The 18,690-nt window shown below is 66.2% G+C and carries 18 protein-coding genes; 15 read left to right on the top strand and 3 right to left on the bottom strand.

Going from position 1 to position 18,690, the window contains the following annotated elements; translation table 11 throughout:
* Positions 1-3: 3 nt before the first annotated feature.
* Entirely contained in the window at positions 4-870 is an 867-nt protein-coding gene (locus KYN89_RS12165; protein ID WP_248285204.1) for a cobalamin B12-binding domain-containing protein, read from the bottom strand.
* 214 nt (positions 871-1,084) lie between these two features.
* Here KYN89_RS12165 and bchF point away from each other — a divergent pair, with 214 nt between their 5' ends.
* The 15 genes from bchF (at position 1,085) to KYN89_RS12090 (ending at position 16,682) form a co-directional block, all read left to right on the top strand.
* Entirely contained in the window at positions 1,085-1,624 is a 540-nt protein-coding gene (bchF, locus tag KYN89_RS12160) for a 2-vinyl bacteriochlorophyllide hydratase (protein ID WP_222825301.1), read from the top strand.
* Positions 1,621-2,916, top strand: coding sequence for a ferredoxin:protochlorophyllide reductase (ATP-dependent) subunit N (locus KYN89_RS12155; protein ID WP_248285203.1), 1,296 nt, complete (start codon positions 1,621-1,623; stop codon positions 2,914-2,916). The genes bchF and KYN89_RS12155 overlap by 4 nt, the downstream gene beginning before the upstream one ends.
* A 2-nt stretch (positions 2,917-2,918) precedes the next feature.
* A complete protein-coding gene (bchB, locus tag KYN89_RS12150; RefSeq protein WP_222825300.1) occupies positions 2,919-4,514 on the top strand; it encodes a ferredoxin:protochlorophyllide reductase (ATP-dependent) subunit B in 1,596 nt (531 codons plus the stop codon).
* A complete protein-coding gene (gene bchH, locus KYN89_RS12145; protein WP_222825299.1) occupies positions 4,504-8,046 on the top strand; it encodes a magnesium chelatase subunit H in 3,543 nt (1,180 codons plus the stop codon). Before bchB ends, bchH begins: the two co-directional genes overlap by 11 nt.
* Positions 8,047-8,056: 10 nt before the next feature.
* Positions 8,057-8,944 carry a ferredoxin:protochlorophyllide reductase (ATP-dependent) iron-sulfur ATP-binding protein gene (bchL, locus tag KYN89_RS12140; protein WP_222825298.1) on the top strand — a complete coding sequence of 296 codons (888 nt, stop codon included), beginning with the start codon at positions 8,057-8,059 and terminating at the stop codon, positions 8,942-8,944.
* Positions 8,944-9,666 carry a magnesium protoporphyrin IX methyltransferase gene (gene bchM, locus KYN89_RS12135; protein WP_222825297.1) on the top strand — a complete coding sequence of 241 codons (723 nt, stop codon included), beginning with the start codon at positions 8,944-8,946 and terminating at the stop codon, positions 9,664-9,666. Before bchL ends, bchM begins: the two co-directional genes overlap by 1 nt.
* Positions 9,667-9,695: 29 nt before the next feature.
* Positions 9,696-11,090, top strand: coding sequence for a BCD family MFS transporter (locus KYN89_RS12130; RefSeq protein ID WP_248285202.1), 1,395 nt, complete (start codon positions 9,696-9,698; stop codon positions 11,088-11,090).
* A gap of 22 nt (positions 11,091-11,112) precedes the next feature.
* A complete protein-coding gene (gene puhA / locus KYN89_RS12125) occupies positions 11,113-11,886 on the top strand; it encodes a photosynthetic reaction center subunit H (protein ID WP_222825295.1) in 774 nt (257 codons plus the stop codon).
* A complete protein-coding gene (gene puhB, locus KYN89_RS12120) occupies positions 11,883-12,521 on the top strand; it encodes a photosynthetic complex putative assembly protein PuhB (protein WP_222825294.1) in 639 nt (212 codons plus the stop codon). Before puhA ends, puhB begins: the two co-directional genes overlap by 4 nt.
* Positions 12,518-12,994, top strand: coding sequence for a photosynthetic complex assembly protein PuhC (gene puhC / locus KYN89_RS12115; RefSeq protein ID WP_222825293.1), 477 nt, complete (start codon positions 12,518-12,520; stop codon positions 12,992-12,994). Before puhB ends, puhC begins: the two co-directional genes overlap by 4 nt.
* The gene (locus tag KYN89_RS12110; protein ID WP_054525055.1) at positions 12,994-13,281 is read left to right on the top strand and encodes a hypothetical protein; all 288 of its coding nucleotides are present in this window, start codon (positions 12,994-12,996) and stop codon (positions 13,279-13,281) included. The genes puhC and KYN89_RS12110 overlap by 1 nt, the downstream gene beginning before the upstream one ends.
* Complete coding sequence (gene acsF, locus KYN89_RS12105; protein WP_222825292.1) at positions 13,278-14,339, top strand: magnesium-protoporphyrin IX monomethyl ester (oxidative) cyclase; 1,062 nt, start codon at positions 13,278-13,280, stop codon at positions 14,337-14,339. The genes KYN89_RS12110 and acsF overlap by 4 nt, the downstream gene beginning before the upstream one ends.
* The gene (gene puhE, locus KYN89_RS12100) at positions 14,333-15,133 is read left to right on the top strand and encodes a putative photosynthetic complex assembly protein PuhE (protein WP_222825291.1); all 801 of its coding nucleotides are present in this window, start codon (positions 14,333-14,335) and stop codon (positions 15,131-15,133) included. Before acsF ends, puhE begins: the two co-directional genes overlap by 7 nt.
* A 23-nt stretch (positions 15,134-15,156) precedes the next feature.
* On the top strand, positions 15,157-16,377 hold the full coding sequence (hemA, locus tag KYN89_RS12095) for a 5-aminolevulinate synthase (RefSeq protein ID WP_222825290.1): 1,221 nt from the start codon (positions 15,157-15,159) through the stop codon (positions 16,375-16,377).
* A gap of 83 nt (positions 16,378-16,460) precedes the next feature.
* On the top strand, positions 16,461-16,682 hold the full coding sequence (locus KYN89_RS12090) for a hypothetical protein (RefSeq protein ID WP_222825289.1): 222 nt from the start codon (positions 16,461-16,463) through the stop codon (positions 16,680-16,682).
* 106 nt (positions 16,683-16,788) lie between these two features.
* On the opposite strand, the gene KYN89_RS12085 is transcribed toward KYN89_RS12090, so the two are convergent.
* Together KYN89_RS12085 and KYN89_RS12080 are read right to left on the bottom strand one after the other, a co-directional pair.
* Entirely contained in the window at positions 16,789-17,277 is a 489-nt protein-coding gene (locus tag KYN89_RS12085) for a c-type cytochrome (RefSeq protein WP_429699545.1), read from the bottom strand.
* 54 nt (positions 17,278-17,331) lie between these two features.
* Positions 17,332-18,633 carry a DUF3422 family protein gene (locus KYN89_RS12080; RefSeq protein WP_222825288.1) on the bottom strand — a complete coding sequence of 434 codons (1,302 nt, stop codon included), beginning with the start codon at positions 18,631-18,633 and terminating at the stop codon, positions 17,332-17,334.
* Positions 18,634-18,690 lie beyond the last annotated feature (57 nt).

Below are 18,690 nucleotides of genomic sequence, written 5' to 3'. Positions count from 1 at the left end.
TCATCAAGTGGGGTTAAGGACTAGTCCTGTCTTCGCGACCATCTGTTCGGCGAGTTCGAGTGCCGCAAAGGCATCGTTCGCCGTACCATCTGCGCCAACCTCGTCTGCGATGCCGGGGTTGGCGTTGACCATCCGCCCACCGATCATGACGCAGGTTTGTGGATTGGACGAAACCGTGCGGATCGCCCGGATCAGGGATTGGAGCGCGGAGCTAGGGCAATCGTTTGTTACGGTCAATCCCACCAGATCGAAGGGTTTGCGGGAGATCACTGAGAGCAGTTCGCGCCGCTGCGGATCGATCAGAGCTTCGCTTTCCCATCCGGCACGGGCGAAGACCTCATCGATCATCAGCGCGCCGAATCCGTGCTGGTCGCCGGGGATGGGAGAGAACAGCGCGCGTGCAGGGGCTTGCATGGCGCGCTCGACCGGCGGGGTGCGCGAGGCGATCTCGCGCATCACTTCCTGCAGGCGCCACAGGCCCATGGTGACCTCGACGAAATCGCATTCGTCCTCTTCCCACAACACTCCCAGCTTGCGGGCGGCAGGGGCGAGAAGGTCGAGGAAGATGGAACGGATATCCTGCCCGGCGCTCATCAGCGCTTCCACTTCGAGCAGAGCGCGGTCGGCCTCCCATTCGAGCAGATTGACCGCGAAGCTTTCCGCCTTGTCGGGCGTGATCGGGGCGGGCTCTTCGACCCTCGTCGCAGTCCGGTCGCGCGAATGCGCGAGCATGAGGCGGGGGATCATCTGATGTTCGACGATCTCCACCAGCTCTCTGGTGTGGACCTCTTCCGCTCGTCGTCGCGCCCCCCGGGGGCTCGGGATAATGCTGCGGAAGGCGGTGGAACCCTTGCCAAATACCGATGCCATTTCAGACTCTCCCCAGTCTGTTAGCGGCGCGGACTGCGTCGACTCGGGCATGCATTTGCGAGTGCCACTCGGCCCGGGCTGAGAGAAGCGTACGCCTTAAACGGGAGAAGCGCAAATTCTCATCTGTCTAATGTACTTGTCGTCATGATAGATTGACACTCTCGTTGAAGGAGGCCTAGTCTCCATCGCGAGAGAGGAGGTCGTCGAAGCCAGTATGACGCACGACGGATCGCCAGAAGCAGGCCCGAAGACCGGCGTAGCCACGCGCCCGCAGGCCGCTGCGCTCTACACTCCGGAAGAACGCGCGCGCCGCGACTCGAGCGTGTGGACGATCGTTCAGGGCGTGCTCGCCCCGGTGCAATTCTCGATCTTTCTCATCAGCCTTGCGCTGGTCCTGCGCACGCTGGTGACGGGGGAGGGCGCGTTTGCCGCCGACCTTTCCATCCTCGTCAAGACTTTCGCGCTCTACGCAATCATGATCACCGGCTCGATCTGGGAGAAGGTCGTGTTCGGCAAATGGCTGTTCGCGCCTGCCTTCTTCTGGGAAGACGTGTTCAGCATGGTCGTGATCGGGCTGCACACGGCCTATCTCGTGATGCTGTTCGGCGGGATCGGCAGTGTCGAGTCGCGGCTGCTGGTCGCGCTTGCCGGGTACGCCGCCTACGTCATCAATGCCGGGCAGTTCCTGCTCAAGCTGCGCGCCGCGCGACTCGCGGGTCAGCCTGCCGCGCAGCCAATGGCGGTGCCGGCATGAAGGCAGATGCATTCTCGCTCCCCGCCGAAAGCGGATGTGCGGCTCCGCCCGAGCGCGAAGTGCTGCGCGAGCGCGGCCAGCGCGAGGTTTTCTGCGGGCTGACCGGGATCGTGTGGTTGCACCGCAAGATGCAGGACGCGTTCTTCCTGGTGATCGGCTCGCGCACCTGTGCGCATCTGCTGCAATCGGCGGCGGGCGTGATGATCTTCGCCGAGCCGCGCTTTGCCACCGCGATTATCGAGGAACGCGATCTGGCGGGCATGGCGGATTGTCACGAGGAGCTGGACCGCGTGGTCGACCGGCTGATCGCGCGCCGTCCCGAGATCCGGCAGCTGTTCCTGGTCGGCTCGTGCCCTTCCGAGGTGATCAAGCTGGACCTTGGCAAGGCTGCCGAGCGACTTGGAGCGAAGCACGCGGGTCAGGTCCGCATCCTGAACTATTCGGGTAGCGGGATCGAGACGACCTTCACCGAAGGCGAGGATGCCTGCCTTGCCTCGCTGGTGCCCGTGATGCCTGCGAGCGCGCCCGATACGGCGCCGCAGCTGCTGCTGGTCGGTTCGCTGCCGGACATCGTCGAGGACCAGTTCCTGCGCCTGTTCGCGCAGCTCGGGATCGAAAACGTCGGCGTGCTGCCCGCGCGCACGGCGGACGGGCTCCCGGCGGTGGGGCCGAACACCCGCGTCCTGCTTGCGCAGCCGTTCCTCGGCGAAACCGCGCAGGCGCTCGAGGCGCGCGGCGCGCAGCGGATCGACGCGCCGTTCCCCTTCGGTGCCGAGGGCACCACCGCATGGCTCAAGGCGGCGGCGCAGGCTTTCGGGATCGACGAGATGCACGCCAACAGCGTCATCGCGCCGGGCCGCGAGCGGGCCAAACGCGCGCTCGAACATCATCGCGAGAAGCTGGCGGGCAAGCGGATCAGCTTCCTGCCCGACTCGCAGCTGGAGGTGCCGCTCGCGCGGTTCCTCGCCACCGAACTGGGCATGGAGCCGGTCGAGGTCGGCACGCCCTATCTCAACCGCAAGCTGGTCGCGCGCGATCTGGAGCAATTGCCTGAAAGCACACGGATCAGCGAGGGCCAGGACGTCGACAGGCAGCTCGACCGGGTGCGCGCCGACCGGCCCGATCTGACCGTGTGCGGCCTCGGCCTCGCCAATCCGCTGGAGGCCGAAGGGCTTTCGACCAAGTGGGCGATCGAGCTGGTCTTCTCGCCGATCCACGGGTTCGAACAGGCGGGCGACCTCGCCGAACTCTTTGCGCGCCCGCTGCGCCGCCGCGACGTGTTGCAGGTGTAGCGGTGCAGCTGAGCGTCTGGACCTACGAGGGGCCTCCTCATGTCGGCGCGATGCGGGTCGCGACAGCCATGCGCGGAGTCCACTATCTGCTCCACGCGCCGCAGGGCGACACCTACGCGGACCTGCTGTTCACGATGATCGAGCGGCGTGGCTGCCGCCCGCCGGTGACCTACACCACCTTCCAGGCGCGTGATCTGGGCAAGGATACCGCCGACCTCTTCCAGCGCGCGGCGCGCGATGCCTATGCGCGGTTCGACCCGCAGGTAATGCTGGTGGGCTCGTCATGCACCGCCGAGCTGATCCAGGACGATCCTGCCGGAATGGCCGAGGCGATGCGCCTGCCGTGCCCGGTCGTTCCGCTCGAACTGCCAAGCTATTCGCGCAAGGAGAACTGGGGCGCGGGCGAGACCTTCTACCAGATCGTGCGCCATCTGGCGGATCGCGATGTGCGCCCCGCGCCGCATGAAGGCCGCAGGCCGCTGGCCAATATTCTCGGCCCCGCAGCGCTCGGCTTCCGCCACCGCGACGATGTGCGCGAAGTGCGCGGTATCCTCGCTACGCTCGGCATCGAGGTGAACTGCGTTGCACCGCTGGGCGGTTGGCCCGCCGACGTAGCCCGGGTCGGCGCGGCGGATTTCAACATCGTGCTCTATCCCGAAATCGGCGACAGCGCCGCCCGCTGGCTGGAGCGCGAGTTCAAACAGCCCCGCACCAAGACCATCCCTATCGGCGTCGGCGCAACCCGTGAGTTCATCACAGAGGTTGCCGCGCTAGCGGGCGTCGATCCTACGCCTGCTCTGCAAGACGGCGAGTCGCGCATGCCGTGGTGGAGCCGCTCGGTCGACTCGACCTATCTGACGGGCAAGCGCGTGTTCGTGTTCGGCGATGCCACCCATGCGGTTGCCGCTGCGCGGGTCGCGCACGAGGAACTCGGCTTCGAGGTCGTCGGGCTTGGCTGCTACAACCGCGAATTTGCCCGCGACGTGCGCGATGCCGCCAAGCTGTATGGCGTCGAGCCGCTGATCACCGACGATCATCTCGAGGTTGAGGACGCGATCGCCGCCGCCGCGCCCGAGCTGGTGCTCGGCACGCAGATGGAACGCCACATCGCCAAGCGTCAGGGCGTGCCCTGCGCGGTCATCTCCGCCCCGGTCCACGTGCAGGATTTCCCCGCGCGCCACAGCCCGCAGATGGGTTTCGAAGGCGCGAACGTGCTGTTCGACACATGGGTGCACCCGCTGATCATGGGGCTGGAAGAGCACCTGCTGACAATGTTCCGCGAGGATTTCGAGTTCTCCGACGATGCCGGGGCCTCGCACCTGGCCGCTCATTCGCCTTCTCGTCATGCTGAACGTGTTTCAGCATCCAGTGCGCCAAGGGCTCCAGCCATCCAGGAGGAGGACTGGCCCCCGGAACAAGTCCGGGGTGACGATGAAGATACGCTCTGGACCGCCGAAGCCGAGGCCGAGCTGAAGAAGATACCCTTCTTCGTGCGCGGCAAGGCGCGGCGGAATACCGAGAGCTTCGCCGCCGAACAGGGCCGTGCCGCGATCGACCTCGAAACGCTGTACGATGCGAAGGCGCACTATGCCCGCTAGTGCGCTCCCCCAGACGCGCGTCGTCATCGTGACGCTCGACAACCACCTCAAGGGTGCGGTCGAGCGCGCGAGCGCGCGGCTGGCGGACGAGAATATCGAAATCGTGCTCCACGCGGCGTCCGACTGGGATCGGGTACCCGGATCGCTCGAACAGACGGAAAGCGCCATCGCGCAGGCCGACATTGTCATCGCGACGATGCTGTTCCTCGACGATCATGTCCGCGCGATCATGCCCGCGCTGGAGACTCGCCGCGAGCAGTGCGACGCGATGCTCGGCCTGATGTCGGCGGGCGAGGTTGTCAGGCTGACCCGGATGGGCGGCTATCGCATGGATGCGCCTGCCAAGGGCCCGCTCGCGCTGCTCAAGAAGCTGCGCGGGTCGGGCAAGCCGGGCGCCAGCTCGGGCGCGGGGCAGATGAAGATGCTGCGCCGCCTGCCCAAGATCCTCAAGTTCATCCCCGGCACCGCGCAGGATGTGCGCGCCTATTTCCTCACGCTGCAATACTGGCTCGCCGGGTCGGACGACAATGTGGTCGCGATGGCGCGGGCGCTGATCGACCGGTATGCTGCGGGTGAGCGCGAGGCGCGGCGCGGCGCGACGCATGCCGAGGCGCCGCAGGAATATCCCGAGGTGGGCGTCTATCACCCGCGCACCGATCGGCTGATTTCGGAAAGCGCGCGCCTGCTGCCGCGCCTGAAGGGCGCGCATGGCCGGGTCGGGCTGCTGATGCTGCGGTCCTACCTGCTGGGCCGCGACACGGCGCATTACGATGGCGTGATCTCTGCGATGGAGGCCGCCGGGCTGGAAGTGGTGCCTGCCTTCGCCGCCGGGCTCGATGCGCGCCCGGCGATCGAGAAATTCTTCGTGAAGGACGGCAAGCCCACGGTCGATGCGATCGTCAATCTGACCGGCTTTTCGCTGGTCGGCGGGCCTGCCTACAACGACACGGCGGCGGCGGTGGAAACGCTCTCCGGTCTCGACCTGCCCTATATTGCCGCGCACCCCATTGAGTTCCAGTCGCTCGAATCCTGGGCCGAGGGGCGGCTGGGCCTGCTGCCGCTCGAAACCACGATGATGGTCGCGATACCCGAACTCGACGGGGCGATTGCGCCGAGCCTGTTCGGCGGCCGCAGCGACGATGCCGAAGGTCCGGTGCGTGCGATGCGCGGCCATCCCGAACGCGCTGCGGCGCTTGCGGCGAAGACCGCAAAGCTGGTCACGCTGCGCAAGTCCGCTCGGGCGCAGCGCAAGCTCGCCATCGTGATCTTCAACTTCCCGCCCAATTCGGGCGCGACCGGCACCGCCGCGCACCTCGCGGTCTTCGAGTCGCTCCACGCCACGCTCGTCCGGCTCGCTGCCGAAGGCTACGCGGTCGATGTGCCCGCGAGCGTCGAGGCGCTGCGCGACGCGGTGCTGCACGGCAACGCGGATATGTTCTGCGCCGACGCCAATGTCGCCGCGCGCATTCCCGCAGACGAGCATGTCCGCGCCGAGCCGCATCTCAAAGAGATCGAAGCGCAGTGGGGCCCTGCGCCGGGCAAGCAGCAGGCCGATGGCGCGGCGATCCACATCTACGGCATCGAGCTGGGCAACGTCTTCGTCGGCGTGCAGCCCGCCTTCGGGTACGAGGGCGATCCGATGCGGCTGCTGTTTGAGGGCGGCTTCGCCCCGACGCACGCATTCTCCGCCTTCTACCGCTGGCTCCGCCGCGATTTCGGTGCGGATGCCGTGCTGCACTTCGGCACGCACGGCGCGCTCGAATTCATGCCCGGCAAGCAGTCGGGGCTGAGCGGGGATTGCTGGCCCGAGCGGCTGCTGGGCGACCTGCCCAATTTCAATCTCTACGCGGCCAACAACCCATCCGAAGGCATTCTCGCCAAGCGGCGCGCTTCGGCCACGCTGGTAAGCTACCTCACCCCGCCGCTGGCCGAAGCGGGCCTCTACAAGGGCTTTGCCGACCTTAAGGCTCTGACCGAGCGCTGGCGCGGGTCGACCGACGCGGAAGAACGCGCATCGGTCGAAGCGATGATCGCCGATGCGTGCGACACGCTCGAGATTTTCATAGGCGATATCGAGGACCTCTCGGGCCGCCTGTATGAACTGGAACGCACGCTGATCCCGCACGGGCTGCACGTGTTCGGCACCAACCCGGAAGGGGAGGAGCGCGAAACTCTGCTCGACGCCATCGAGTGCGCAGACGCCGACGCCAACCGTGAAGCGTTCGAAGACAAGCTCGATGCCAATGACGAGATGTCCGCGCTGATCCACGCGCTCGACGGCGGCTACGTCCTGCCATCGCCGGGTGGCGACCTGCTGCGCAACCCGGACGTCCTGCCGACCGGGCGCAACATCCACGGGTTCGATCCCTTCCGTATTCCCAGCGGCTTCGCGGTTGCCGAAGGCGCGCGGCAGGCCGAGCAGCTGCTCGCCCGCCACCGTGCTGCGCAAGACAAAGCGCCGGAGAGCATCGCGATGGTGCTGTGGGGGACCGACAACCTCAAGAGCGAGGGCACCCAGCTGGCGCAGGCGATGGCGCTGATCGGCGCGCGTCCCCGGCTCGATTCCTATGGCCGCCTGAGCGGTGCCGAACTGATCCCGCTGGCTGAGCTGGGCCGCGCGCGGATCGACGTGGTCGCAACGCTCTCGGGCATTTTCCGCGACCTGCTGCCGCTCCAGACCCGCATGCTCGCCGAAGCTGCGTGGCTGGCGACCATCGCGGACGAGCCGGTCGAGCAGAACTTCGTGCGCAAACACAGCCTCGCCTTTGCCGAGGCACATGGCTGCGACCTCGAAACCGCTAGCTTGCGCGTCTTCTCCAATGCCGAGGGGGCCTATGGCGCCAACGTCAACCAGTTGATCGACGGCGGCGTGTGGACCGATCCGGACGAGCTGGCCAACGCGTTCGAGACGCACAAGGGCTATGCCTATGGGCCCAAGGGTGCGCCGGTGCAGCGGCGCGAGCTGTTCGCCGCCGCGCTCGCTTCGGTCGATTTCACCTACCAGAACCTCGAAAGCGTGGAGGTCGGGATCACCGATCTCGACCAGTATGTCGACGGGCTGGGCGGGATGAACCGGGCGATCTCGCGCGCGAAAGGCGGGGCGGAAGCGCCGGTCTATATCCTCGACGCCACCCAGGGCGCGGCGAAGGTCCGCACGCTGGGCGAACAGATCGATCTCGAAACGCGCACCCGCACGCTCAACCCCAAGTGGTACGAAGGCATGCTCAAGCACGGCTTCGAAGGCGTGCGCCATGTCGAGATGCACGTGACCAACACGCTCGGCTGGTCGGCGACGACGGGCGACGTGAAGCCGTGGGTCTACCAGCAGATCAGCGAGACCTTCGTGCTCGACGACGCGATGCGTGCGCGGCTGGCGGCGCTCAACCCGAAATCATCCGCACGAGTGGCGAACCGCCTGCTCGAAGCCTGCGAGCGCAAGCTGTGGGAACCCGACGAAGACACACTGGCAGCCCTGCGCGCGGCGAGCGACGATCTGGAAGATCGGCTCGAAGGCGTGGTTGCGGCCGAATGAGGAGACTATGATGCTAGACGCCGGAACACTGTCCCCGCCCGACGGCGATGGCTCCGTCCAAGTCCAGCTCGACCCGAGCGACAAGATCAAGGGCGCGAAGGTCTTCGCCGTCTACGGCAAGGGCGGGATCGGCAAGTCGACGACCTCGTCCAACCTCTCTGCCGCGTTTTCCAAGCTCGGCCACCGGGTGCTGCAGATCGGCTGCGATCCCAAGCACGACAGCACCTTCACGCTGACCAAGAAGCTGATGCCGACGGTGATCGATGCGCTGGAGCAGGTCGAGTTTCACAGCGAGGAACTGCGGACCGAGGACTTCATGTTCGAAGGCTATAATGGCGTGATGTGCGTCGAGGCGGGCGGGCCGCCTGCGGGCACCGGTTGCGGTGGCTATGTCGTTGGCCAGACGGTCAAGCTGCTGAAACAGCACCACCTGCTCGAAGACACCGACGTCGTCATCTTCGACGTGCTGGGCGACGTGGTGTGCGGGGGCTTCGCCGCGCCGCTGCAACATGCCGAACGCGCACTGGTGGTCGCTGCCAATGATTTCGACAGCATCTTCGCGATGAACCGGATCGTCGCCGCGATCGGCGCGAAGGCGAAGAACTACGATGTGCGGCTCGCCGGCGTGGTCGCCAATCGGAGCCGCGAGACCGACGAGATCGACCGCTTCTGCGACCAGATCGGGATGCAGCGTCTGGCGCATTTCCAGGATCTCGATGCGATCCGCCGCAGCCGCCTGAAGAAATGCACCTTGTTCGAGATGGACGACAGCCCCGAAGTGCTCGCCGCGCAGAACGAATACCTGCGGCTGGCGCAGCTGCTGTGGGACGGGGTCGATCCGCAGGAAGCAACTGCGATGAAGGACCGCGACATCTTCGATTTTCTGGGGTTCGAATAATGGCGAGCCAAGCAATCCAGCACGGCGGGGCAACGCCCTACGATCTCAACCGCGACCGGCTGGCGACCTATTTCGACAGCACCGCGCAGAAGGCGTGGATCGACCTGACGTCGGACGCGCCGGTAAGCGGAATTCGCGCGACCGTGCGGGCAGGGCGCGATGCGATGCGCCAGACTTTGCTGTCGTGGTTGCCGCAAGACCTGCGGCGCACCCGCGTGCTCGATGCGGGGTGCGGCACGGGTGCCTTGAGTGTCGAAGCGGCGTTCCGCGGCGCGGAAATGACCGCGGTCGACGTTGCCGCCGGGCTGGTCGAGGTGGCACGGCGGCGCGAGCCCTCGTTCCTCGGCCATGGCCGGATCGCCTGGCGCGCGGGCGACATGCTCGACCCCGCGCTGGGCGAGTTCGCGCATGTCGTGGCGATGGATTCGCTGATCCACTACCGTGAGGCGGATCTGGTCGCGGCGCTGGCCGAGCTGGGTGAGCGGACTTCGCACTCGATGCTGTTCACCTTCGTGCCACGCACGCCGCTGCTGTTCGCGATGTATCAGGCGGGCAAGCTGTTCCCGCGCAGCGACCGATCCCCCCGGCTGGTTCCGATCCTGGAAGACAGGTTGCGCGCGCAGCTGGAAAGCCACCTGCCGGACTGGCGCGTGGCTCGCAGCGAGCGGGTTTCCAGCGGGTTCTACATCAGCCACGCGATCGAACTGGTCCGGCGCGGATGAGCCAGAGCGCGCCTCTTGCTGCAAAATGGATGCAGGTGGCCACGGCGTGGCTGCCCTTCGCCGATGCAGCGAGCGCGGAGCTGCCGCTGTCGCGCCTGTTGCGGCTGGCGCTGTTTCAGGTGAGCGTGGGAATGGCGGCGGTGCTGCTGACCGGAACGCTCAACCGGGTGATGATCGTCGAACTGTCGATCCCCGCCGGGCTGGTCGCCACGATCATCGCGATCCCGCTGCTGGTGGCACCCTTGCGCGCGCTGATCGGCCACAAGTCGGACACGCATCGCTCGGTGCTCGGCTGGCGACGGGTGCCTTATATCTGGCTGGGGACGCTGATGCAGTTCGGCGGTCTGGCGATCATGCCCTTCGCGCTGCTGCTGATGTCCGACCCCGACCATGTCCGGATGGAGATCGCCTTCAGTGCCATCGCCTTCCTGCTCACCGGGCTGGGGCTGCACACCACGCAGACCGCCGGGCTGGCACTGGCGACCGATCTTGCCCCGCAGGACAAGCGCCCACGTGCGGTCGCGCTGCTTTATGTGATGCTGCTCGCGGGCACGATGCTGGCCGCGCTGGCGATCGGATCGCTGCTGGTCGATTTCTCGCCCACCCGGCTGGTGCAGGTGATTCAGGGCGCTGCCGCGCTGACGCTGGTGCTCAATCTGGTGGCGCTGTGGAAGCAGGAGCCGCGCGGCTCCTCGCGCATGCCCTGCGACCCCGAAGGGCCGAGCTTTGCGACGCTGTGGCGTGCATTCGTCGCCGAGGAGCGCACCGCGCGACTGCTTGCCGCGATCGGCATCGGTGCGGCGGCCTTCGCGATGCAGGATGCGCTGCTGGAGCCCTATGGGGGCGAGATCCTGGGCCTGTCGGTGGGCAGCACGACGATGCTGACCGGAGCATGGGCGGCGGGCGCGCTGGCGGGTTTCTGCCTTGCTGGGCGCAGCCTGTCGCACGGAGGGGACCCGCTGCGGCTGGCGGGCACTGGTCTGGTCGCCGGGATCGCTGCGTTCCTGCTGGTATTGTTCGCTGCGCCCTTCGCCTCGATCCTGCTGCTCTATGCCGGCGCCTTCGCGATCGGGCTTGGCCTCGGCCTGTTTTCGGTCGGCACGCTGACCGAAACGATGGTCCGCGCGCGGGGCGAAGGCGCTGGCCTTGCGCTGGGCGCATGGGGCGCGGTGCAGGCGAGCTGTGCGGGCCTTGCGATCGCGATCGGCGGGGCCTTGCGCGATACGCTGTCGCACACCGCATCCGCTGGCGGATTGTCGGGCGCGCTCAATACGCCTGCCGCCGGTTATGCCGGGGTCTACATCATCGAAATCATGCTCTTGCTGGCCGCGCTCGTGGCGCTCGGCCCGCTTGTCGCGCGGCGTCGCGCCGACAGCCCGCAGACAATCGCGGGCCCCTTCGGCCTGTGCGAGTTCCCGACATGATGGCCATCCAAGGAGAATCCCAATGAGCGACCCGACCATCGTGGGTTCGATCGACATCGCGGAGCTGGTGTTTCTGGCCTTCGTGCTGTTCTTCATCGGCCTGATTTTCTACCTGCGGCGCGAAGACCGGCGCGAGGGATATCCGCTGGAGGACGAGAGTACCGGCCTGGTGGAATCGCCCGGCGGTGCGCTGAGCCGAGCACCTACCAAGACCTTCGTCCTGCCGCACGGCCGGGGCACGGTAACCGCCCCCACCGGCGGTCGTGACAGCTTCGATGTGGCCGCGGTGCGCAGCTTTGCCGCTTCCGGCGCGCCCTATATCCCGACCGGCAATCCGCTGGTCGACGGCCTCGGCCCGGCAGCCTGGGCGAACCGCAAGGATCTGCCCGATCTGGCAGCAGATGGTCGCCCGCGGATCGTGCCGCTGAGCCTCGATGCGCACATCGCGATCGCCGCGCGCGATCCCAATCCGATCGGGATGAGCGTGATCGGGGCGGACGGGAAGGTCGCAGGTACGGTCAGCGAAGTGTGGATCGACCGCGCCGAGCATGTGATCCGCTATCTCTCGGTCGACCTCGGCATGGGCAGGACCGTGCTCGCGCCGATGGCGATGGTGCTGGTGCGCGGGCGGCAGGGCCGGATCTTGATCGACGCGCTGACTGCCGGGCAGTTCGCGGGCGCTCCCGTTCCCGCAGCGCCGGACCAGATCACCTTCTACGAGGAAGAGCGGATCGTCGCCTATTTCGGCGGCGGCTATCTCTACGCCAAGCCCGAGCGGCAGGAGCCTGCGTTGTGACGGCACGCAAATCCCCTTCGCTCAGCGCGGCGCAGATCGACGCGCTGTGGCATCCGCAGGCGGACGAGGCGGTGCTGTGGCAGGGCCGGCCCGATCCCATGGTGCTGGCCCGCAGCGCGTTTCACACTCCGCTGGTGGCGGGCTATTTCGCTCTGCTCGCCCTGATCGCCGTCGCGATGGGGAGCGGGCCGGGCGGCATTGCGACCACGCTCGCCGCAGGCGCGGCGGTGCTCGCGATCCTCTATGCGACGGCCTTCGCCTCGGCGCGGACCACCCGCTACATCCTGACCGACCGGCGGGTGATCCTGCATATCGGCATCGCGATCGAGAAGACGGTCAATATCCCGCTGAAGCAGATCGGTGCCGCGCATCTCAGCGAGCGCGGCCACGGCTTCGGCGACATCGTGCTCGAGCCGAATGGAGAGCGTACGCTCGGCTACCTGCTGCTGTGGCCGCATGCGCGCCCGTGGCGCCTCGCCAAGCCGCAGCCGATGCTGCGGGCGCTGCCGGGGGCGGCAAATGTCGCCGAGCAGCTGGCCCACGCGGTCGCCGCGCATGAGGCGATCGAACGCGGACAGGCGCAGGAGCGGCCTGCACAGGCGCGCACACCTGCGATGGAGGGGGCGCTGGCATGAGCCTGCATCACGATCACGCCGAACCCTCTCCCAAGGCGCCGCTGCTGGTGATCGCTGCGATCGCCGCACTGTCGCTCGCGCTGGCGGCGTCTGCCAGCTTCGGTCTGGTCGAGCGCGACGCGGTGCCCAATGTGTCGCGCGCCGCCGCAGGGACCCAGGCCAACGCGATCCGCAGCCTGACCTTTGCCGACGCACCCGATGGTGCGGTGCTGATCGACGACGGCACGACAGGCGAGCGGATCGTGCGGGTCGAGCCGGGCACCGGCGGCTTCATCCGCTCCACCGTGCGCAGCCTCGTCCATATCCGTCGCAGCCAGGGCATTTCCGCGCGCACGCCCTTCACCCTGACGCGGTGGGACGACGGCTCGCTCACGCTGAGCGATCCTACGACCGGCCGCGCGCTCGAACTGGGCGGGTTCGGCGACGATAACCGCGCGGTGTTTGCCGCGCTGCTGCCAGAGGAGGCCGCGTGATGGCGCGTCAGACCTTCGAGATTCCCTGCCGCATCCTGGTCGAGCAAAGCTCCGAGCATTTCCACGCGCATGTCGAACTGCCCGAGACGGTCGCGATGGAAGCGGGCGACAGGGTCCGCGTGCAGGGCGATCCGATCTCGATCCCCTTTGGCAGCCGCGAGGTGTTCGAGCGCACCGCCACCGTGACCCGGGCAGGGCCGGTCATGCGCAGCCTCACCCGTATCGCGGCCTATTTCGACCTCGCCGAACTCTACGAGGTCAGCTTCAACGCCGGGAGGATCAAATGAACGCCTACAAGCCGATGACCAGCGAAGAGGCGATGGCTCTCGCCACCCAGGACACGATCCTGACCCCGCGGTTCTACACCACCGATTTCGACGCGCTCGATGCGATCGACGTGTCGCCGGTACGCGATGAGTGGGACGCGTTGATCGAGGAGATGATCGGCGATCCCAACAAGACGCACTTCAAGCACAATGACAGCTTCACCGGCGTGATCGAGAACCTCCCGCCCGCGCTGCGCAAGGAATTCACCGATTTCCTCGTCAGCTCGATGACCTCGGAATTTTCCGGCTGCGTGCTCTATGCCGAGATCGCGAAGCGGACGAAAAACCCGGACGTGAAGCAGCTGTTCAAGCTGCTGGCCCGTGACGAGAGCCGCCACGCGGGCTTCATCAACGAGAGCCTGAAGGATGCGGGGATCGGCGTCGATCTGGGCTTCCTGACGAAGACCAAGAAATACACCTTCTTCAAACCGAAGTTCATTTTCTACGCGGTCTATCTATCGGAAAAGATCGGCTACGCGCGCTACATCACTATCTACCGGCATCTCGCCGCGAACCCGCAGCACAAGTTCCACCCGATCTTCGACTGGTTCGAAGAGTGGTGCAACGACGAGTTCCGCCATGGCGAGGCCTTCGCCATGCTGCTGAGGTCCGATCCCAAGCTGCTGCAGGGCAAGAACAAGCTGTGGATCCGCTTCTTCCTGCTGTCGGTCTACGCGACCATGTTCGTGCGCGATCACAACCGGCCGGTCTTCCACGAGGCGCTGGGCGTCGATCCGACCGAATATGATTACGAGGTATTCTCGGTCTGCAACCAGATCGCCCGGCAGGTCTTCCCGGTCGAACTGGAGACGGACGATCCCGCCTTCCGCGCCAAGATGGCCCGGCTACGCCGCGCGGCTGACCGGATCGATGCGGGCAAGGCCGAGGGCGGGCTCGGTGGTCTGCTGAAGCGTGTCGGCGGAATGGCGGGTGCGGGCGCTGCCTTTGCCAGCATGTATTTCCACCGCACGCGGACCAACGAACTGCCGCAGACCGTCAGGCTGCAACCGGCATGGTGAGCTTTACCGGCCATGTCCTGCCGGTGCTGGCGACCATCGCGGTGTGGTTCTTCGCCACCGGGCTGATCGCCTGGGCGGCGAATGCCCCGCGCGAAAGCTATGGCCGCAGCCTGATATGGGCAGGTGTGGTGGGTGCGGGCGGGATGCTGTGCGTGATCGCCTCGGCACGTATTAGCGGCGGGGGCGGGGCCTATCTCGGCTTTGCAGGCGCGATGGCGATCTGGGGCTGGCACGAATTCGCTTTCCTGACCGGCGGCGTTACCGGCCCCCGGCGCGAGCCATGCCCCGAGGGCGCACAGGGCATTGTGCGCTTCGCCAAGGCGAGCGCGGCGGTGCTGCATCACGAGATCGCGCTGGCGGCGACCGCCGCGATCCTGATCGCGCTGTGCTGGGGCCAGCCCAATCCGATCGGCGCGCAGGTCTTCGTGCTGCTGTTCGCGCTGCGGCTGCTCGCCAAGCTGAACCTGTTTGCAGGCGTGCCCAATGCCAGCACCGATATCCTGCCGCGACACCTCGCCTATCTGACCAGCTATTTCGGCCCCAACCGCTTCACCGCGCTGCTCGCGCTGAGCATTGCGGGTACGCTGGTGCTGGCGGGCTGGCTGGGCGCGATCGCGGCGGAGACGAGCGGCCAGGGTGCCTCGGTTGCGGCGAGCCTGCTGTTCGCGATGGCGGCACTCGGCGCGCTCGAACACCTGTTTTTTGCCCTGCCGTTGCGCGATGGCGCATTGTGGGGATGGGCTATTGCCGCGCGCGACAAGCGGGCGCACACCAATGCGATGAGGGGTCTATAATGCACGAGACGGAGATTTCCCCGATGGACTACAATGCCTTCTTCAAGGACGAGCTCGATGGCGTGCGCGAAGAGGGGCGTTATCGTGTGTTCACCGATATCAAGCGCCATCGCGGCTCCTTCCCGCAGGCGACGCGCTTCATCGGCGACGAGACGCAGCCCGTCACCGTGTGGTGTTCCAACGATTACCTGGGCATGGGCCAGCATCCGGTGGTGGTCGACGCGATGCACACCGCGCTGGACGAATGCGGTGCGGGCGCGGGCGGCACGCGCAATATCTCGGGCACCAACCACTATCATGTCGAGCTGGAGCGCGAGCTGGCCGACCTGCACGGCAAGGAAGCGGCGCTGCTGTTTACCAGCGGCTATGTCTCCAACTGGGCGGGGCTGGGCACGCTGGCATCTAAGATCCCGGGCTGCGTCGTGTTTTCCGACGCGCTCAACCATGCGAGCATGATTGAGGGCATTCGCCACAGCCGCGCGCCGTACAAGATCTGGTCGCACAACGATGTCGAGGATCTCGACCGCAAACTGTCCGACTACGGCCCGGACGTGCCCAAGCTGGTCGCGTTTGAAAGCGTCTATTCGATGGATGGCGACATCGCGCCGATCGCGGATATTCTCGACGTGTGCGAGCGCCATGGCGCGATGAGCTATATCGACGAGGTTCATGGCGTCGGCCTCTATGGCCCGCGCGGCGGGGGCGTGGCCGAACGCGAAGGGCTGATGGACCGGATCACCGTGATCGAAGGCACGCTGGGCAAGGCGTTTGGCGTGATGGGCGGCTATATCGCGGCCAGCGCCGACCTGATCGACTATGTCCGCACCTTTGCCAGCGGGTTCATCTTCTCGACCGCGCTGCCCCCGGCGGTGGCGGCAGGCGCGGCGGCGAGCATCCGTCACCTCAAGGCGAGCGAGATGGAACGCGCGCGGCACAAGGACCGGGTGGCGCAGGTGCGGAGGAGGCTGGATGCGATCGGCATCCCGCATCTCGACAACCCGAGCCACATCATCCCGGTGATGGTGGGCGATGCCAAGAAGTGCAAAATGATCAGCGACTGGCTGATGGACAATCACGGGATCTATGTGCAGCCGATCAATTATCCGACCGTGCCGGTGGGGACCGAGCGGCTGCGGATCACCCCCTCGCCGGTGCACACCGATGGCGATATCGGGCGACTGATCGACGCGCTGAGCGAGATCTGGTCGCAGTGCGAACTGGCTCGCATGGACGCGGTCGCCTGATCGCGCGGGCGCGCATCCGGAACCGATCGTCGCGCTAACCGGTTGAAAGAAAAGGGCTGGAGGGAGAAAGCGAGAAATCCCCCATGTCCGTTTCAAATATGCCGTTGCTGGCCGTGGCCGCACCGCTCAACATCATGACGCTGGTGATCGTGTTCGCGATCATCGCGGTGGTGTTCTTCCTCTTCATCCGCAAGCGCTCCAACCGCCATCCGATGGACACTCCAGAGGGCGAGGCGGCCGAAGAGATGCGCCGCCGCGAAGCGGAAGAAGAGCGTCGCGACGAAGGACGGCCCAAGGTCGACTGAGGTCGATCGGGGCCGGCGTCGAGCTCGGAAACTTTCTCAGGACAAAGAAAAAGGCGCCGCCGCATATCGCGGCAGCGCCCTTTTTCGTGGCTCCTGAAGCCCGGTCTTAAGACTGGGTTTCGAGATAGGCGATCACGTCCGCACGCTTCTGCGGATCCTTCAGGCCCGGGAAGATCATCTTGGTGCCCGGGATGGTCGCCTGCGGATCCGCGAGGTAGACGAAGAGTTCTTCCGGTGTCCACGTGATGCCGCTGTTCTTGTTCGCATCCGAATAGTTGTAGTCTGCGATCGAGCCGGCTTCGCGGCCAACCACGCCGTGCAGTGACGGGCCGGTCTTGTTCACGCCCGCTTCGACAGAGTGGCAGGTGGTGCAGACCGCGAACGCTTTCTCGCCCGCAGCGGGATCGCCGGTCAGGCTGGCGAATTCGACATCGGCGGCCGGTGCCGCAGTGTCGGCGGCTGCGGTGGTTGCAGGCGCTTCGGTGGTGGTGGTCGCCGGAGCGGCCGGTTCTTCGTCGGCGCGGCTGTTACAGCCAGCGGAGACGAGCAAGCATGCCAGAGCCATGCTGCCGACAAAAACATGAGATTTCTGCATTTAATTCTCTCCTCACCCGAACCAACTCACTCAACAGACTCGGTATAAACCCTTTCAGGCGTCATTCAAAGGATGACGTTTGTCTGAACGAGCGGCGGCGTTTTCGGTTTCCTTGATGAACCGATGGCGGATGCGCGAGACGAGGAGGAAGATCGTCAGGATCACGACCGGCGCGATCAGTGCGATCGCCACGTCGACTTCGTGTCCTTCCTCGCCAAAGCCGACCGCGCCCTTGGCCATGTAGGCGATCAGTGCGACCGCGTAGTAACTGGCCGCGATCACCGACAGCGCCTCGACCAGGTTCTGCAGGCGCAATTGCAGGTTGAAGCTGCTTTCCATCGACCGCAGCAGTTCGAGGTTCTGCGCTTTGATCCGCGTATCGATCCGCGTGTTGAGCAGCGCGATCACATCGCCACTGCGTTCCGACAGGCGCCGCAGCCGGTTGACGAAAGTCTCGATCGTGCGGGTCGCGGGCACCAGCCTGCGCTCGGTGAAATCGGTCAGGCTCTGGTATCCGTCGATCGGCTGGACATCGAGCGCGTCGAGCCGGTCGGCAGCGATCTGCGCGTAGGCCTGGCTGGCGCTGGTGCGATAGGAGTTCTCCGCACGGACCTGTGCCAGTTCGGCAGAGACCTGCGAGAGGTCGTGCAGCAAACGCTCGTCCCCGCCTTCCGCTTCGTTGACCAGCGCCTGCGCATGGGCGGCGAGCCGATCCTCCAGCGCGTTCAGTTCGGGCATCAGCCGCTGTACGCGCGGCAGGCCGACCAGCGCGAGATTGCGGTAATTGCCCAGCTCCTGCAGCCGCTGGACGATCCGCCCGAGATCGTCGGGCTGGCGACCCGGCGCGGAGACCAGCAGGCGGCCATAGCCATCGTCACGGATGCGGAAATCGGACCACACGCGCACGCCCGAACACACGTGGCACGATACCAGGTCGGCGTCTTCGAAGCCCATTTCGGGGAGCAGCGCCTCGGCCTCGGCTTCGCCCGGTTCGACGAATACTTTGGTGGCGCGCAGGACCGATCCGGGCCACGCGCCGAACCATTCGGTCAGCGGCGCCATCGCGTCCTGCCCTTCGCGCGGGGCGATCAGGGTGATGGTGGTCGCTTCGGTGTGGCGTTCCCACAGGACGGTCAGATCGCCCGCGAAACGGAGCACCGCGTGGCGGCTTTCCTGTTCGATCGAGACCGGCTTCAGCGGCAGCGAGGAAAGGTGGCGCTGTTCCTCCCCGCGTCGATCCTCCGCGATCAGATAGACCATCTGCACGATGCGGGCGGGGGCATGGACCGGGGCAAAGCGGCGCAGGTGCATCTCGTGCACCAGTTCACGCCGCAAGGGATGCTCCGTGAAGGCCATGGCGTGCAATACACCAAACCGGCCAGTTGAGGAAGCGGCATGAAATACGGCCCGCCG

This window comes from Alteriqipengyuania abyssalis (assembly GCF_019857185.1).
GTDB lineage: Bacteria > Pseudomonadota > Alphaproteobacteria > Sphingomonadales > Sphingomonadaceae > Alteriqipengyuania > Alteriqipengyuania abyssalis.
This window is presented reverse-complemented; position numbering and strand designations above follow the sequence as displayed.

Coding starts and splice junctions, on each gene's coding strand:
- KYN89_RS12155 (WP_248285203.1), top strand. CDS start 1,621: ATGAAGGCAGATGCATTCTCGCTCCCCGCCGAAAGCGGATGTGCGGCT.
- hemA (WP_222825290.1), top strand. CDS start 15,157: ATGGACTACAATGCCTTCTTCAAGGACGAGCTCGATGGCGTGCGCGAA.
- KYN89_RS12110 (WP_054525055.1), top strand. CDS start 12,994: ATGGCGCGTCAGACCTTCGAGATTCCCTGCCGCATCCTGGTCGAGCAA.
- acsF (WP_222825292.1), top strand. CDS start 13,278: ATGAACGCCTACAAGCCGATGACCAGCGAAGAGGCGATGGCTCTCGCC.
- bchL (WP_222825298.1), top strand. CDS start 8,057: ATGCTAGACGCCGGAACACTGTCCCCGCCCGACGGCGATGGCTCCGTC.
- puhA (WP_222825295.1), top strand. CDS start 11,113: ATGAGCGACCCGACCATCGTGGGTTCGATCGACATCGCGGAGCTGGTG.
- puhC (WP_222825293.1), top strand. CDS start 12,518: ATGAGCCTGCATCACGATCACGCCGAACCCTCTCCCAAGGCGCCGCTG.
- KYN89_RS12080 (WP_222825288.1), bottom strand. CDS start 18,633: ATGGCCTTCACGGAGCATCCCTTGCGGCGTGAACTGGTGCACGAGATG.
- KYN89_RS12090 (WP_222825289.1), top strand. CDS start 16,461: ATGTCCGTTTCAAATATGCCGTTGCTGGCCGTGGCCGCACCGCTCAAC.
- KYN89_RS12130 (WP_248285202.1), top strand. CDS start 9,696: ATGCAGGTGGCCACGGCGTGGCTGCCCTTCGCCGATGCAGCGAGCGCG.
- KYN89_RS12085 (WP_429699545.1), bottom strand. CDS start 17,277: ATGCAGAAATCTCATGTTTTTGTCGGCAGCATGGCTCTGGCATGCTTG.
- bchF (WP_222825301.1), top strand. CDS start 1,085: ATGACGCACGACGGATCGCCAGAAGCAGGCCCGAAGACCGGCGTAGCC.
- puhE (WP_222825291.1), top strand. CDS start 14,333: ATGGTGAGCTTTACCGGCCATGTCCTGCCGGTGCTGGCGACCATCGCG.
- bchH (WP_222825299.1), top strand. CDS start 4,504: ATGCCCGCTAGTGCGCTCCCCCAGACGCGCGTCGTCATCGTGACGCTC.
- KYN89_RS12165 (WP_248285204.1), bottom strand. CDS start 870: ATGGCATCGGTATTTGGCAAGGGTTCCACCGCCTTCCGCAGCATTATC.
- bchM (WP_222825297.1), top strand. CDS start 8,944: ATGGCGAGCCAAGCAATCCAGCACGGCGGGGCAACGCCCTACGATCTC.